At 74.3% G+C, this 15,346-nt stretch carries 13 protein-coding genes; 3 read left to right on the top strand and 10 right to left on the bottom strand.

What is annotated here, in order from left to right:
- Positions 1-6: 6 nt before the first annotated feature.
- Genes ACE1OC_RS13630 through ACE1OC_RS13645 form a run of 4 tightly spaced genes read right to left on the bottom strand, consistent with a single transcriptional unit; the run spans position 7 to position 4,493 of the window.
- Positions 7-654 carry a GTP-binding protein gene (locus ACE1OC_RS13630; protein WP_407837237.1) on the bottom strand — a complete coding sequence of 216 codons (648 nt, stop codon included), beginning with the start codon at positions 652-654 and terminating at the stop codon, positions 7-9.
- Complete coding sequence (locus ACE1OC_RS13635; RefSeq protein ID WP_243336179.1) at positions 635-1,024, bottom strand: DUF742 domain-containing protein; 390 nt, start codon at positions 1,022-1,024, stop codon at positions 635-637. The genes ACE1OC_RS13630 and ACE1OC_RS13635 overlap by 20 nt, the downstream gene beginning before the upstream one ends.
- A complete protein-coding gene (locus ACE1OC_RS13640) occupies positions 1,021-1,506 on the bottom strand; it encodes a roadblock/LC7 domain-containing protein (RefSeq protein ID WP_407837238.1) in 486 nt (161 codons plus the stop codon). The genes ACE1OC_RS13635 and ACE1OC_RS13640 overlap by 4 nt, the downstream gene beginning before the upstream one ends.
- Positions 1,503-4,493 (bottom strand): nitrate- and nitrite sensing domain-containing protein, encoded by a 2,991-nt coding sequence (locus ACE1OC_RS13645; RefSeq protein ID WP_407837239.1) that lies wholly within the window; start codon positions 4,491-4,493, stop codon positions 1,503-1,505. The genes ACE1OC_RS13640 and ACE1OC_RS13645 overlap by 4 nt, the downstream gene beginning before the upstream one ends.
- A 396-nt stretch (positions 4,494-4,889) precedes the next feature.
- Here ACE1OC_RS13645 and ACE1OC_RS13650 point away from each other — a divergent pair, with 396 nt between their 5' ends.
- Positions 4,890-5,663: a hypothetical protein gene (locus tag ACE1OC_RS13650; RefSeq protein WP_407837240.1), complete on the top strand. Its 774-nt coding sequence runs from the start codon at positions 4,890-4,892 to the stop codon at positions 5,661-5,663.
- 76 nt (positions 5,664-5,739) lie between these two features.
- On the opposite strand, the gene ACE1OC_RS13655 is transcribed toward ACE1OC_RS13650, so the two are convergent.
- From ACE1OC_RS13655 to ACE1OC_RS13675, 5 genes are all read right to left on the bottom strand, one after another.
- Positions 5,740-6,180, bottom strand: coding sequence for a MarR family winged helix-turn-helix transcriptional regulator (locus ACE1OC_RS13655; protein WP_243336175.1), 441 nt, complete (start codon positions 6,178-6,180; stop codon positions 5,740-5,742).
- A gap of 146 nt (positions 6,181-6,326) precedes the next feature.
- Complete coding sequence (gene lon, locus ACE1OC_RS13660; protein WP_407837241.1) at positions 6,327-8,723, bottom strand: endopeptidase La; 2,397 nt, start codon at positions 8,721-8,723, stop codon at positions 6,327-6,329.
- A gap of 168 nt (positions 8,724-8,891) precedes the next feature.
- Complete coding sequence (locus ACE1OC_RS13665) at positions 8,892-9,725, bottom strand: DUF4097 family beta strand repeat-containing protein (protein WP_407837242.1); 834 nt, start codon at positions 9,723-9,725, stop codon at positions 8,892-8,894.
- A gap of 132 nt (positions 9,726-9,857) precedes the next feature.
- Positions 9,858-10,721, bottom strand: a complete 864-nt coding sequence (locus ACE1OC_RS13670; protein ID WP_407837243.1) for a sulfurtransferase — start codon at positions 10,719-10,721, stop codon at positions 9,858-9,860.
- A 224-nt stretch (positions 10,722-10,945) separates the two neighbouring features.
- Positions 10,946-12,205 (bottom strand): hypothetical protein, encoded by a 1,260-nt coding sequence (locus tag ACE1OC_RS13675; protein WP_407837244.1) that lies wholly within the window; start codon positions 12,203-12,205, stop codon positions 10,946-10,948.
- A gap of 260 nt (positions 12,206-12,465) precedes the next feature.
- On the opposite strand from ACE1OC_RS13675, the gene ACE1OC_RS13680 reads away from it, so the two are divergent.
- A complete protein-coding gene (locus ACE1OC_RS13680) occupies positions 12,466-13,095 on the top strand; it encodes a hypothetical protein (RefSeq protein WP_407837245.1) in 630 nt (209 codons plus the stop codon).
- Positions 13,096-13,174: 79 nt separating this feature from the next.
- On the opposite strand, the gene ACE1OC_RS13685 is transcribed toward ACE1OC_RS13680, so the two are convergent.
- Entirely contained in the window at positions 13,175-13,858 is a 684-nt protein-coding gene (locus ACE1OC_RS13685; protein ID WP_407837246.1) for a TetR/AcrR family transcriptional regulator, read from the bottom strand.
- Positions 13,859-14,006: 148 nt separating this feature from the next.
- Between ACE1OC_RS13685 and ACE1OC_RS13690 the strand changes: the two genes are divergently transcribed.
- Positions 14,007-15,305 carry an MFS transporter gene (locus ACE1OC_RS13690; RefSeq protein WP_407837247.1) on the top strand — a complete coding sequence of 433 codons (1,299 nt, stop codon included), beginning with the start codon at positions 14,007-14,009 and terminating at the stop codon, positions 15,303-15,305.
- Positions 15,306-15,346: the final 41 nt, after the last annotated feature.

Below are 15,346 nucleotides of genomic sequence, written 5' to 3' on the forward strand. Positions count from 1 at the left end.
CGTTCTCTATTCGGGGGTCGTGTCGAGGGCGTGGCCCACGAGGGTCATCAGGGATTCCAGTACCGTCACCCGGCGCCGCGCGTCCATGATCACGACGGGTACCTGCGCCGGTATGGTCAGCGCCTCCCGCACGTCCTCCGGTTCGTACGAAGGCGTGCCCTCGAAGTGGTTGACGGCCACGGCGTACGGCAGCCCGCAGCTCTCGAAGTAGTCGAGGGCGGGGAAGCAGTCGCGCAGCCGCCGCGTGTCCGCGAGGACGATCCCGCCGACGGCGCCGCGCACCAGGTCGTCCCACATGAACCAGAAGCGTTCCTGGCCGGGGGTCCCGTACACGTACAGGACGAGGTCGTCGTCGAGCGTGACGCGCCCGAAGTCCATGGCGACGGTGGTGGTGTGCTTGTCCGGGGTCCCGGACAGGTCGTCGGTCGGAGCGGCGGCCTCGGTCATCACCGCTTCGGTGCGCAGCGGCCGGATCTCGGAGACGGAACCGACGAAGGTGGTCTTGCCCACCCCAAAACCGCCCGCCACCAGCACCTTCACGGCGACGGGGGCGCGCGAGCGGTCGTACTGCCAGGGCTGTACGGGCTCGTCCGGATCGGCGTCCGGGTTCGCGGAGGAGGAGAAGAGGCCGGTTTCAGAGACGGCGGAGCCCACTGAGCACCCTTTCGAGCAGAGCGCGGTCGGGACGGCCGCTGCCGTGGCCGGTCCCGTAGACACGGATCCTGCCCTGGTCGGCGAGGTCGCTGACCAGGACGCGGACCACGCCGAGCGGCAGCTTCAGCAATGCGGCGATCTCGGCGATCGTCCGCATGCGGCGGCAGACCTCGACGATCGCCGGCATCTCCGGCATCCGGTCGGGCTTGCGCGGCTCGGACACCTTGGTGTCCAGGGCCGCGACGAAGGTCTCGACGTGCAGGATCTGGGTGAAGCGGGTGCGGCCGCCCGTCAGGGAGTACGGGCGTACACGGGCGGGACGGCGGTCGGCGCCGCGTATCGGCAGCCGGTCGGAGGCCGGACTCCTCACGGGGTGTTCTCCATCGACTGGCGCAGCTCACTGCGGACTTCGGGGGTCAGGACGTGGCCGGCGCGGCCCACGAACAAGGCCATGTGGTAGGCGACGACGCTCATGTCGCAGTCCGGCGTGGCGTGCACGCCGAGGAGCGATCCGTCGCTGATGGACATGACGAACACGGAACCGTGCTCCATGGCCACCATCGTCTGCTTGACCGAGCCGCCGTCCATCAGGGCGGCGGCGCCCGTGGTGAGCGAGCCGAGGCCGGAGACGATGGTCGCGAGATCGGCGGACGCGCCGCGGGGGCCGCGGGGGCGGGCGGGGGCGGCGGCCGGTGTGTCGGGCGCCACCGGATCGGAGGACAGCAGGAGGAGCCCGTCCGAGGACACGACGGCCACCGAGTTGACCCCGGGCACCTCCTCGACGAGGTCGGTCAGCAGCCACTGAAGGTTGCGGGCCTGGGAGCTCAGTCCGTACGTACTGGACGCGTTCATGTGCGTGCCTCCTGTGCGGTGTCCCCCCGGTCGGTCTGCCCCTGGTCCTGCGGCGGGCCCTGTCGGGGGTCCAGCCGGGGATCCTGCGCGAGCTCGGCCTCCACGACGCGTCGCCCGTCCTGGGCTCCGCGGTAGAACCCGCCGAGCCGGCGGCGCAGCTCGTCGGCGTCCACCCGGCCCGGCGCCGGGCGCACCTCTTCCTCGCGACCGGCGCTCACCACGCGGGGGCTCCGCTTGGGAAGCCCCTTGTCGGTGAGGACCTCCTCCGGCTCGGCCTCGTACGCGGCGGGCGCCTCGGCCTGCGGCGGTACGCGGAACACCTGCTCGGCGGGCACGTCCGCGGGAGCCTCCGGCTGCTCTACGGGCACCTCGGCGGCGGCCTGGGCGTGCGGCCGTACGCGGAACACCTGCTCGGCGGGCACCTCGACCGGCGCCGGGACCCGGAACACCTGCTCCGTGGGCGGCAGCTGCCCGGCCGGAGGCGCGAACCCCGCCGGAGCGGGCTCCGGAGCCACCCGCGCGGGCGGCTCCGCGGCGGAGGCCTGCGCGGTCTCGTGCGCGGGCTCCGGCTCGGGGAAGGCCGCGGGGGCGGGCTCGAAGGCGGGCTCCGGCTCCGGGAAGGACTCCGGGGCGGGCGCGGCCTGGGCCTGGGCCTCCGGCTCCGGGAACGACGCGGGTTCCGGGTCCACGGCCGGTGCCGCGGCCGCGGCCTGGGGCTCGGGCGCCGCCGGAGCCTCGGGAACGGCCGGCTCTCCGGGCTCCGCCGGGGCCTCGGGCGGGAGGGCGGCAAGGCCCCGTACGCGCGCGGGGAGGGTGTTCTCGTTGGCCTCCGCGATCACCCCGGGCAGGTGCAGCGCGGGTGCGCCCGGTGCGCCCGGTGCGCCCAGGGTGTGGACCGGCGAGGCCGGCGGGGTGGCGGGCAGCAGCGCCGCCGGTACGACGACCAGCGCCTCCGTACCGCCGTGCCGCTGCGTGCGCAGCTCCGCGCTCACTCCGTGCCGGGCCGCGAGCCGGCCGGCCACGTACAGGCCGAGGCCCAGGCCGTGTTCCGACTCGGGCTCCTCGTCGTAGGCGTCCGGCGTGGCCAGCCGCTCGTTCAGGGTCGTCAGCCGGTCCCCGGTGATCCCGATGCCCTCGTCGACGACGGAGAGCACCACGTCGCCGGAGTCCAGCAGCCAGCCGGACACCTTGACCTTGGCGTCGGGCGGCGAGAAGGTCGTCGCGTTCTCCAGCAACTCGGCCAGTACGTGCGAGATGTCGTCGGCGGCGTGCCCGGCGACCTGCGTGTACGAGGGCAGCACCCCGAGGTCGACGCGCTCGTAGCGCTCGATCTCGCTGACCGCCGCCCGCATGACGTCGACCAGCGGCACCGGCAGGCCCTGCCCGTGGCCGTGTTCCTGGCCGGCGAGGACGAGCAGGTTCTCGTTGTGGCGGCGCATCACGGTCGCCAGGTGGTCGAGCTTGAAGAGGGTGGAGAGGCGGTCCGGATCCGGCTCCTCGGACTCCAGCTCCTCGATGACGGCGAGTTGGCGCTCGACGAGCCCCAGGGTCCGCAGGGACAGGGACACGGACGTGGTCGACATGATGCGGCGGTGCTCTTCCAGCCCCGCCCGCAGCTGCGCGAGCTCTTCCTCCAGCGCCTCCCGGCCGGCCGAGAGCGCCTCGTTGCGGCCGATGAGGCGGCGCCGGTCGGCGTCGAGTCCGGCGATCCGGGTGTGCAGGGAGACCGTCTGGTCGCGTACCGCGTTGAGGTGGCGCACCACCTCGGCGAACTCGTCGTTGCGGCCCGTGAACCGGACCGGTTCCACCGAGCCCTCCGGCGTGGCCAGCCGCGCCGCGCCGCGCCGCAGGACCGACAGCGGCCGGGTGAGGGAGCGCGCGATGGCGGTGGAGATGCCGACGGTGAGCAGGAAGAGGACGCCGAGGAAGGCGACCATGACCTCCAGCGCGGTCACGTCGTCGTCGCGCAGCGCGGCGAGCGCGGTGGCGCGCTGGCCGGCGAGGGTGGCCTCGACCGAGCGCATCCGGTCGACGCGGGCGGTGAGGGCCGGTCCGACGGTGCCGGGGTCGAGCTTGCGGTCGGCGGGCGACAGGGCGGGCCGGTCGGTGAGCCGCTTGAGGTAGTCGTCGGCCGTCTTGACCTCGGGTCCCGTGACGGTGGCGGTGAGGCTCTGGCGCACGTCGGGACGCGCGGCCCGGGCGAAGTCGTCGAGCGCGCCCTGCTCCCGTACGCGGGCCCGCTGGGCGGCGGCGGTGAGTTCGTCCACGAAGGCGGTGCCCGGCTGCTTGTCGCCGCCGGGCACGGACAGCGCGGCGAGGAGCAGTCCGCGGGTGGCGGAGGCCTGCTCCACGGCCTGGCCGAGGGCGGCAAGGGGCCGGGCGGTGACGAGGGCGTCGGCGGCCCGCGGCGGGGTCAGCTCGGCGAGCCGGCCGCTCGGTGCGAGGAGTTCCGCGATGACGCCGGAGTAGGCCTGGTGGGCGGCGAGGGCGCTGCCCTTGCCCTCGATGGCCTCGGTGCGGACGGCGCCCACCCGGCCGAGGGCCTGGGCGAGTTCCTCGTCCGCGTCGGCCTGGACCTCGGCGAGCTGGCGGTCGGTGCCCGCGGTGCGTTCCTGGACCGCGGCGGCCTGCGCGCCCCGCGCGCCGCCGGGGCGGCCCTTGGCCACGTACGCGGTGACGGCGTCGCGCTCGTCCCCGAGCAGGTGGGCGAGGGTGAGGGTCTGCCGGCTCTGGTCGGCGAGGGTGACCAGTTCCTGGGAGTCCTTCAGGTCCGCCGAGGCGGACAGGACGGCGGGCGCTCCCGCCACGAGCACGGCGAGCCCGGCCACGGCGACCCCGATGACCAGCCGACGGCGCACGCGGACGCGGCGCCCTGCGGGTGCGGTCGCGGCGACCGGGCCGTCGGGGGCTCGTCGGTCGGGTGCGGTGCCGTCGGGTGCGGTGCCGTTCGCGACGGTGCCGTTCTTCCGAGGCCGCTTCTTCTGCACCGGTGCTCGCAATCCTGTTTACGTGTGCTGCTCGTGCTCGTTGTCTGGTGCCTGGTACGTGCTGCTCGGTACGCGCCGCTTGCGCGCGCCTGCCGCCGTACCGCCTCAGACCCTCGCAGTGAGTTGGGAAGAGGGCCGCACATCGCCCGCCCGGCCACACGAAGGAGTGAACAGCACGGAGGAGTTGGCGACCAACTCGGCGATCGGCTGTCAGGGCCCCGCCGTGGACGGGTGGTTGAAAGATCGATGCGGCTTTTGGCAGGATGCCCGCCCACATCGCCGAGAGCCACCCCGCGGACCCCAGGAGTCCCTTCCCTACCCACCCGCCCCACTTTGGTCCGGACCTTCCGCGGCTCCTCCAGCCCGTTCGGAGCCCCGCGCGGGCAGAATGTCCGCATGCGCATCGATCTCTCCTCCGCACCCGGCAACCCGGAACGCCCCAACGAGGACTGGCTGTCGGCCGCGATCCCCGCCTCGGGAGGCGGAGTTCTGGTGGCCCTCGACGGGGTCACCCCGCCTCCGGGCGAGGTCGGATGCGCGCACGGAGTGCCGTGGTTCGCGGCCAGGCTGGGCGGCCGATTGACCGAACTGTCCGGATCGCGCCGGGACATGCCCCTCGACCAGGTCCTGGCGGAGGCCATCCGCGTCACCGCGGACGCCCACCGCGACACCTGTGACCTTTCTCACGTCCGGACGCCTCAGGCGACGGTGGTCGTGGTCCGCTGGGACGCGTCCTGCGTCGAACACCTGGTGCTCTCGGATTCCGTACTCCTCCTCCAGGCGCCGGGAGGAGAGGTGCGCGCGGTCCTCGACGACCGGCTGGACCGGATCCCGCGCGAGCGGCTGCGCACGGAGGCCTCCGCCGACGAGCTGCGCAACGCGGAGGGCGGCTTCTTCACCGCCGCCGCCGACCCGGAGGTGGCGGCCCGGGCGGTGACCGGGCGGACGCCGCGCGCGCAGGTGCGGGCGGTGGCGGCGCTCACGGACGGGGCCAGCCGGTGGACGGACACGTTCGGGGAGGGCGACTGGGCCGAATGCCTGGCGGTGCTGCGCAAGGAGGGCGCGCAGTCGCTGATCGACCGGGTGCGCGCGCTGGAATCGGACCCGGGCCGGGCGCACCGCCGCGACAAGCGCCACGACGACGCTTCGGCGGCTTACGTGGAGCTGTAGGGACACGGGGCCCGGAGGCCCGGAGGCCCGGGCGGCACCGCCGGACCACAGGCGGGCCCGCGCCCGGTCCCCGCTGTTACTCCCCGCCCGCGTTCAACTGGTTCAGGAGCCGCGCCAGTTCCGCCACTTCTCCGCGGTCCCAGTCCGCGAGCTTGCGCATGTACTGCTCGCGCCGGGCGCCCCGGACCCGCAGGAACCGCTCCCGGCCCTCCTCCGTGAGCCCGACCAGGAAGGCCCGCCCGTCCGCCGGGTCCGGCTCGCGGGCCAGCAGGCCCAGCACCTCCAGGGCCCGCAGCTGCCGGCTCATGGTGGCCTTGCCGACCCCGAAGTACGCGGCGAGCTCGGTCGCCCGCTGCCGCCCGGCGGCCTCCAGCCGTACGAGGAGCCCGTACGCGGCCGGTTCCAGCTCGGGGTGCAGCTCGCGCGCCATCTCCCCGGAGGAGGCGCGGGCCCGTCGGAGGAAGACGGACAGCTCCCGCTCCAGGGCAAGGAACTCCTGGTCTTCGGTCCCGTGCACGGCCCGCTCCTTCGCTGGTGTGTGGGCCACCAGTATTTCGCAGCGGGTGCGCCGGGGGCCCGGGGCCCCGCCGGAGCGGGGAACCCCGGGCCCCCGGCCCGGCCGGACGACCAGCGGCCGGCTGCCCGGCCGCCCGGCTGCCCGGATCACGCCGCCGCGGCCACCGCGACCTCGTCCGCGGCCAGGGCCAGCTCCAGGACCTGCCGTACGTCCGTCACCGGGTGCACCGACAGCCCTGCCAGCACCTCGGCGGGAACGTCGTCCAGGTCGGCCTCGTTCCGCTTCGGGATGATGACGGTGGTCAGCCCGGCCCGGTGCGCGGCCAGCAGCTTCTGCTTGACCCCGCCGATCGGCAGCACCCGCCCGGTCAGCGAGACCTCGCCGGTCATGGCCACGTCCGTGCGGACCTGCCGGCCCGACAGCAGCGAGGCCAGCGCCGTCGTCATCGTGACGCCCGCGCTCGGACCGTCCTTGGGCACCGCGCCCGCCGGGAAGTGGATGTGCACGCCCCGGTCCTTCAGGTCGGCGACCGGGAGTTCCAGCTCGGCGCCGTGCGAGCGCAGGAAGCTGAGCGCGATCTGCGCCGACTCCTTCATGACGTCTCCGAGCTGGCCCGTCAGCGTGAGCCCGGCCGCGCCCGTCTCGGGATCGGCCAGCGAGGCCTCGACGAACAGGACGTCACCGCCCGCCCCGGTCACGGCGAGGCCGGTGGCCACGCCCGGTACCGCGGTGCGCCGCTCGGCCGGGTCCTGCGCGGACTCCGGTACGTGGTGCGGCCGCCCGATGAGCGCGCGCAGGTCGTCGGCGCCGATCCGCAGCGGCAGCTCCCGCTCCCCCAGCTCGTGCTGGGAGGCCACCTTGCGCAGCAGCCGGGCGAGGGAACGCTCCAGGGTGCGCACGCCCGCCTCGCGGGTGTACTCCCCCGCCAGCTTGCGCAGGGCGTCCTCCTCCAGGACCACTTCCTCCTCGGCCAGGCCGGCGCGCTCCAGCTGCCGGGGCAGCAGGTGGTCGCGGGCGATGACGACCTTCTCGTCCTCGGTGTAGCCGTCGAGGCGGACCAGTTCCATGCGGTCGGCGAGGGCCTCGGGAATGGCCTCCAGGACGTTGGCGGTGGCCAGGAACACGACGTCGCTCAGGTCCAGTTCCACCTCCAGGTAGTGGTCCCGGAAGGTGTGGTTCTGGGCGGGGTCGAGGACTTCGAGCAGCGCCGCCGCCGGGTCTCCCCGGAAGTCGGAGCCGACCTTGTCGATCTCGTCGAGCAGGACGACCGGGTTCATGGACCCGGCTTCCTTGATCGCCCGTACGATCCGGCCGGGCAGCGCGCCCACGTACGTACGCCGGTGCCCGCGGATCTCGGTCTCGTCGCGGACTCCGCCGAGGGCCACGCGGACGAACTTGCGGCCCATGGCGTGGGCCACGGACTCGCCGAGGGAGGTCTTTCCGACGCCGGGAGGGCCCACGAGCGCCAGCACGGCCCCGCCCCTGCGCCCGCCGACGACGCCCATCCCGCGCTCGGAGCGGCGCTTGCGCACCGCCAGGTATTCGGTGATCCGGTCCTTCACGTCGCTCAGCCCGGCGTGCTCCGCGTCCAGGACGGCGCGGGCTCCCCGGATGTCGTACTCGTCCTCGGTCCGCTCGTTCCAGGGCAGTTCGAGCACGGTGTCCAGCCAGGTGCGGATCCAGGACCCTTCCGGGGACTGGTCGCTGGAGCGCTCCAGCTTGTCGACTTCCTTGAGCGCGGCCTCCCGTACCTTCTCGGGCAGGTCGGCGGCCTCGACGCGGGCCCGGTAGTCGTCGGACTCCTCGCCCTCCTTCTCCCCGCTGAGCTCGCGCAGTTCCTTGCGCACGGCGTCGAGCTGCCGCTTGAGCAGGAACTCGCGCTGGACCTTGTCGACGCCGTCCTGGACGTCCTTGGCGATGGACTCGGCGACGTCCTGCTCGGCGAGGTGGTCGCTGAGGGCCTTGACGGCGAGCCGCAGCCGGGCGACGGGGTCGGCCGTCTCCAGCAGCTCCACCTTCTGCTCGACGGTCAGGAACGGGGAGTAGCCGGAGTTGTCCGCGAGGGCCCCGACCCCCTCGATCTGCTGCACCCGGTCCACGACCTGCCAGGCCCCGCGCTTCTTGAGCCAGCTCGTGGCGAGCGCCTTGTACTCCTTGACGAGCTCGGCGACGGCGCCGGGCAGCGGATCGGGGACGGCCTCGTCCACCGTCTCGCCCTCGACCCAGAGCGCGGCCCCCGGCCCCGTGGTCCCGGCCCCGATACGGACCCGGCCGCGCCCGCGGATCAGCGCCCCGGGATCTCCGTCGGACAGCCGCCCCACCTGCTCCACGGTCCCGAGCACCCCGGTGCCGGTGTACTTCCCGTCGACCCGGGGCACGAGCAGCACCTTCGGCTTGCCACCTGCGGCAGCAGCCTGCGCGGCCTCGACGGCACCCCTCACCTCGGCGTCGGACAGGTCCAGCGGGACGACCATCCCGGGCAGCACGACCTCGTCGTCGAGCGGCAGCACGGGCAGGGTGAGCGTTACGGACGTCGAAGCCATGATGTTCCCTCCGGCAGTGAAGTTGAGCTATGCCGACTCAATGCACGTGAGGGTCCCAATGTTCCCCAACGCCCGTTCGCCCGGGGCGAACAGGGTCGGGCGCATCCCCGCCCAGGCAGTGCCATCGCTGGAAATACCCAGGTCGTCACGGTGAGGGCGAGGCGTGGCTCAGGCCGCCGAGATGTGGATGTCGCCCGAGGAGGTCGTCACCGCGAGGCGGGCGGCGGCGGAGGGGGTCGCGGGGAGGGTGATGTCGCGTGCGCCGGAGTCGGTGGCGACGTCGAGTGCGTACGGGGCCGCGGGGACCTTCAGCTTCGCCTCGCCCGAGCTGGTCCGCACGGCGATCGAGGCCGGGGCCGTCGTGAAGGCGAGGCGGACGTCGCCGGAGTCGGAACGGGCCTCCGCGCCCGTTCCGGACAGTTCCCCGGCGGTGATCGAGCCCGAGGACGTACGGACCTTCAGCGGGCCGGCGATCCGGTCCGCCCGGACCGGGCCGGAGGCGGTACCGACCTCCAGCGCGCCGGCGATCCGGTCCACGCGCACCCCGCCCGAGGACGTCACGACTTTGGCGGCGGCCACCCCCGACACCGCGACGCGGCCGCTGCTGCTCTTGGCCCGGACCGTGGCGGAGGCCGGTACCTCCAGCCGGTAGTCGACGGAACAGCGCCCGGAGCAATCTCCGTTGGTGAGGGTCAGCACTCCGCCGGAGAGCCGCTGGGCGGGCTCGGGCACGGTGTCGCCGTGGTAGTGGACGGTGCGGCCGACGACGACGCCGGGGCCGGATCCGACGACCACCTCGATGGATCCGCTTCCGGAGTCCGACACCTCGACCGCGGTGACGGCCTCGGCCACCGTGGCGTCCGCGCTCCCCGACTTCTCCGGTCCGCCGCGGGAGACGAGCGAGCCGAAGGAACAGCCGGTGAGCAGCAGCCCGGCGGCGAGCGCCGTGGCGGTGAGGGTGACGGTGGCCTTGGTGCCGCGCGGGCGCGTCTTCGTGGTCATGGTGTCGATCGTGCCCGCGCGGTGGCCGCGGGGGCATGGTGCGTGTGCCCGGATCCGGGGTGGGGTTAACCCCCGGGGCCCGAGCTCCCAGCCGGTTGACGGGATGCGGAAGGGGGGCGGAAAGGGGTCGGGCTAACTCCCCTGCACGACCGGCCGGTCCGGGGACGGCACGCCCCACTCGCTCCAGGAGCCGTCGTACACCGCGAGGTCCTCGTACCCGGCGAGGTCGGCGCCGAGGGCGAGCACGCAGGCGGTGACCCCCGATCCGCAGCTGAAGTACAGCCGCTCCCGCTCTCCGACCGCCGCCCCGAAGGCCGCGCGGAGCTCCGTGGCGGGGCGCATCAGGCCGTCGGGGCGCTGCAGTTCGCCGAAGGGGAGGCTGACGGCGCCCGGCATGTGGCCCCCGCGCAGGCCCGGGCGGGGTTCGGGGGCGGTCCCGGCGAAGCGTTCGCGGGTCCGGGCGTCGAGCACGGCGGCGGCCGGATCGGCCAGGGCCGCCGAGACGGTTCCGGCGTCCACCAGCAGTCCGGCGCGGGGCCGGGCCGTGAAGGAGCCGCGCGGGCCCTCGTAACCCGGCCGGCGCTCCTCCACCGGCCGCCCGGCGGCGACCCACGCGGGCAGCCCGCCGTCGAGGACGGCGACCCGGTCGAAGCCCATGCTGCGCAGCATCCACCAGGCGCGGGCGCTGGAGTAGATGCCGGCGCCGTCGTACACGACGACCGTGCTGCCGTCGTCCACGCCCAGGGCGCGCATCTCCTCGGCGAAGGCGGCGGGGCCGGGCATGGTGTGCGGGGCGGCGGCGGTGTGATCGGACAGCGCGCCGTCGAGGTCGAAGGGACGGGCTCCCGCGATCCGCCGATCCGTGTCGCGGTGCGCCCCGACCGAGGCGTCGAAGACGACGAGTCCGGGTGCACCGAGCCGCTCCGCGAGCCAGTCCCCGCCGACGAGCGGACCGGGCGGCACGAGGGAGTGGGGGCGAGTTGTGTCTGCGTCCATAAGGCACCTCCGACGGATTCCAACGGGCCCCGGCACGGTGGGCGCCCCACGGCCCATCCTGCCTCCTCCCCTCCGGCCCCAGGCCTTTCGGGTCCGGGCCGGCCCGTGGAACGGTGCGGCCGGGCGACCCGCCCGCCGGACCGGGGGGCGGGCGCGACCGGTAGGGCACAGGTCCCCCGGGGGCCGGACGGTGGGCCGGGAGCGGCCCGCAGACCCACCGGGAGCTACGGGCAGCCGCCCGGCCTGGCGAAGAGGGCCACGCGGGCACCGCGCACGTCCGTCACGGAGCACAGGTCGAAGTGGGAGACCAGCGTCTGGCGTTTCACCGCCTCCTCCGGATAGCCGTCCAACGGCTGCCCCACCGGGTCCAGCAGGGCGATCACCCGGTCCACCGCCGGGTCCAGCAGGGCCGCCCGGATCTCCTCCGGAGTCCGCTCCACGCCCTGGAGGCTCCGCGAAGCCGCCGGGGTGCGGGACAGGGCGAGGTCGCGCAGGGAACCGTAGGCCTCCGGCGAGGACAGCAGCCATTCGCGCCGCCGCGCAGGGAGGAACAGCACCGCGTCGCCCGGGCGCGCGAGTTCCCGTACGGCCGCCGCCACGGCCCGCGCGTCGTCCTTGCGGCTCTCGGGAGTGCGCAGCCACGCGGACCAGAGCCCGACGGGGACGAGCAGGACCCCGACCAGCGGCCACACCCACCACCCCCGCGCCGTGGCGAGCCGCGCCCCCGCGAGGAGGGCGAGGCCGGCGAGCGCGTAGAGGACGTACCGGTCCACGTACCAGGGGTGCACCAGCGAGACCGCGAGCAGCAGTCCGGGCGGCAGCAACGCCAGCGGCAGGGCGACCCGTACGAGTTCCCGCGCGGCCCCCCGGGCCAGGAGCAGCGAGGCGGCCGCGAGGACCCCGTACGCCGCCCAGTCCTGCCAGCTCGGCCGCCCGAGCCAGCCCAGTTGCTGCTGCGCCTGCCGCGCGCTGATCAGCGCGAGCGGCAGCAGCGCGGCCGGCACGGCCCCGGCGGCGAGCCGCCAGCCGCGCGAGCGCCGGGCGGCGAACGCGTGCGCCGGCAGCGCCAGTACGGCGAACTCGTGCAGCCAGCACCCGAGCACCATCACCACGGCGTAGGCGACCCACCGCTCGCGCAGCATCAGGTACGTGGCCCAGACGACGGCCGCGGCGACGAGCGCGTACGAGCGCCCCTCCTGGGCGTACATCTGCACGGGCGGCAGCAGCGCGTACCCGACCCCGGCCAACAGGGCGGCCCGTCCCGCGAGGTCGCCCCGCCCACCCTGACCGGGCTCCCGGCCGGGCCGCGCACCCGCCAGGTGGTGGGCCACCGCGGCCACGCCCGCCGCGGCGAGCGCGGTGGCCGCCACCGAAGGGAGGCGCAGGATCCAGAGGCCGGAGTCGCCAGTGGCGGTGGCGGTGGTGCCCGTCGCCGCGAAGACCGCGTGCATCAGGAGGTAGTAGAGGCCGTGGACGGCGTCCACCTGGCCGAGCAGTTCCCAGAGCTGCCCGAGCGGGCGGTGCGCGACCTGCCACGTGACGGACTCGTCGCGCCACAGGGAGCCGCCGCGCGAGAGGCCCCAGAGGCCGAGTGCGACGGCGGTGAGCGGCGGCAGCCAGCGCCAAAGGGCGAAGCGGCGGATGTCGGCCTCCGAGTGCTATCCGTGCGGGTGGTGCTGACTCCATACTCGGGGTTCGAGCCGGATACCTGCGGGGGTGGGGCGTGCGAGCACGTGGTGGGCGAGTGGGCTTGGCGACGGCGGCCGTGGCGCTGGCCGTGATGGCGGCCTTGGGCGGGTGCTCCTCCGGCGACTCCGAGGACGGGGCCTCACCGAAGCCGAACGCGAGCACGGGCACGGGCACCGGCCCCGCCACGAGCGCTCCGTCCGGGACGGCGACGGACGCTTCGGGGACGCCGTCCCCCGGTCAGAGCGCCGGCCAGAGCCCGGACCCGGGCACCGGTACGACCGGTCCCGCCCCGCAGCCCGCGCCGAGCACCTCCGCCCCCGCACCCGGTGCCTCGCCGCCCGGCGCCGACGAGACGCTCGTCGCGGTCACCCGCAGCGGCGGAATCAGCGGAAAGACCAGCACCTTGATCATCAAGGGGGACGGATCGTTCCTCCGGCTCAACGCGAAGGCCGAGACGGTCGACCACGACAAGCTCTCGGCGGCCGCCCTCGCGAAACTGCGCACCGCGCTCCAGGAGGCGGACTTCCCCCGCCTGCCCCGGATCTCGATGCCCAAGGAGCCGGTCTTCGACGCGTTCACGTACGCCTTCCGGCACGGAGGCTACGAGGTCGCCGCCGCCCAGACCGCGCTGCCCCGGCCCCTGGAGGGGGTCCTGGGGGCCCTGCCGGCCTTCGAGCCGCGCTGAGGAGAAGCAGGGGAGCCAGGAGGCCAAAGGAGTCAGGGGAGTCGGCGGAGCCAGGGCGCCGCCGCTGTCGGCCGGCCCCTCACAGTCCCGTTCCCGCCACCGTGATCTCCCGCAGCCGCCGGTCCAGGTACGCGCGGAGCAGGAGCGCCATGTCCACGCCCTGCGGGTCCAGCACCCACTGGATCTGGAACCCGTCCATCACCGCGATGATCTCGCGGCCGACGGCCTCGCAGTCCGCGTCCGGCCGCATCTCGCCGCGCGCGACGCCCGCCCGGAGCAGGTCGACGGTGTAGCCGAGGACCCGGTCGTAGCGCTGCCGGAAGTAGGCGTGCGCGGGGTGGCCCGGGTTCCCGGACTCGCCGACCAGCGTGTTGTACATCCGTACGAGCCCGGGCCTGCGGGCGTTCTCCTCGGCGAGGGCGACCACGGCGGCGAAGTGCGCGGCGACCGAGGGGACCTCCTCCGCGGGCCCGCTGAAGAGCCGTTCGACGTCGTGCTGCTCGCTCTGCGCCAGCACGGACAGCAGCAGGTCCTCCTTGCCGCGGAAGTGGTGGAGCAGGCCGCCCTGGGTGATCCCGCAGTCGTTGGCGATCCGGGCGAGCGAGGAGGCGTGGAAACCCCACTGCGCGAAGTGCTCGACGGCGGTGTCGAGGATCTTCTGGCGACGGGCGTCGCCCACCGCGTAGCCGCCCCGGGCGGTCGCCGCCTTGGGGGCCGCTTTGGGGGCCGCCTTGGGGGCCGTTCGGCCCTTGTCCTGTGCCATGCGGACCACCCTAAACCGGACCGTTTCCGGCCACTCCGAGGGAGTGATCCAGCTCACTCCACGAAAACCTAGTGGGTGCATGGTTTTCGCGCCTACGGTGAAACCGCCCGGTCGGCGACGAGGCCGACGCGGAGACGCTGGAGCCCTCATGCCGCTCACGCAGGACCCCGGAAGTGCCCTCGCCGCCACCGACCGACCCGATCCGGCCACCCCGGCCGACGCCCCGGCCGACGCCCCCGCCAAGCTGATCTTCGGCCTGGTCGCCGCCCAGCTCGGCGTCTGCATCGCCGTCTTCACCCCGATCGTGGTGACCCTGGCCCTGCGCGTGGCCCAGATCGTCCCGGAGGCCGAGCGCGGCGCCGCCCTCGGCAAGGTGCTCTCCGTCGGAGCGCTCCTCGCCCTCGTCGGCAACCCGCTCTTCGGCGCCCTCTCCGACCGCACGACCAGCCGGTTCGGCCGCCGCCGCCCCTGGCTCGTGGGCGGCATGGCGGTCGCCGCCGTCGGCCTGACCGTCGTCGGCCTCGGCTCCAGCGTCACCACGCTGCTCGTCGGCTGGGCCATCGCGCAGCTCGGCTGCAACGCGGCCCTGTGCATGGTCACCGCCTGCATCCCGGACCTGATCCCGGAGCACCAGCGCGGCCGCGTCTCCGGCATGGTCGGCATGATGCTGTCCGTCTCGATGGTGGCGGGCAGCTTCCTCGCGCAGCTGTTCACGGAGAACATGGCGCTGGCGTTCGTCGTCCCGGCCGTCGTCGGCGTCCTCGGGGTGTGCGTGCTGGCCGCCGTGATGCCCGACCGGCCGGCCCGCGCCGAGTCCGTGGCCTCGTACGGCCTGCGGGAGTTCCTGCACAGCTTCTGGGTGAATCCGCGCAAGAACCCCGATTACTCGTGGAACTTCGCGAGCCGCTTCCTGGTCTTCATCGGCATCGCCTGCGTGACCAGCTACCAGGTGTACTTCCTGATGGACCGCCTCGGCGTCGCCGAGGGCGAGGTCGCCTCGAAGATGTTCACCACCACCCTCGTCACCGTCGGCGGCGTCGTGGTCGGCTCCCTCGCCGGCGGCTGGCTGTCCGACGCCACCGGCCGCCGCAAGCCCTTCGTGCTCGCGTCCGCCTTCGTCATCGGCATCGGACTGCTGCTGATCGCCACCGCGGGCACCTTCGGGATGTTCCTCTTCGCCGTGGCCGTCTTCGGCTTCGGCGAGGGCCTCTACCTCGCGGTCGACGTGGCGCTCGCCGCCGCCGTCCTGCCGGATCCGGAGACCGCCGCGAAGGACATGGGCGTGCTGAACATCGCCAACGCCCTCCCGCAGTCCCTGGTCCCGATGCTCGCGCCGTTCGTCCTCGCCATCGGCGGAGGGGGCAACTACGGCGCCCTCTTCCTCGTCGGCGGCATCGCGGCGGCCGTCGGCGCCGCCCTCGTCCAGTTGATCCGCTCGGTCAGGTGACGGCCCGCCCGACCGTGCCCGCCACCGCCCAAGCACCCGGC

Source organism: Streptomyces stoeckheimensis (assembly GCF_045822005.1).
Lineage (GTDB): Bacteria > Actinomycetota > Actinomycetes > Streptomycetales > Streptomycetaceae > Streptomyces > Streptomyces stoeckheimensis.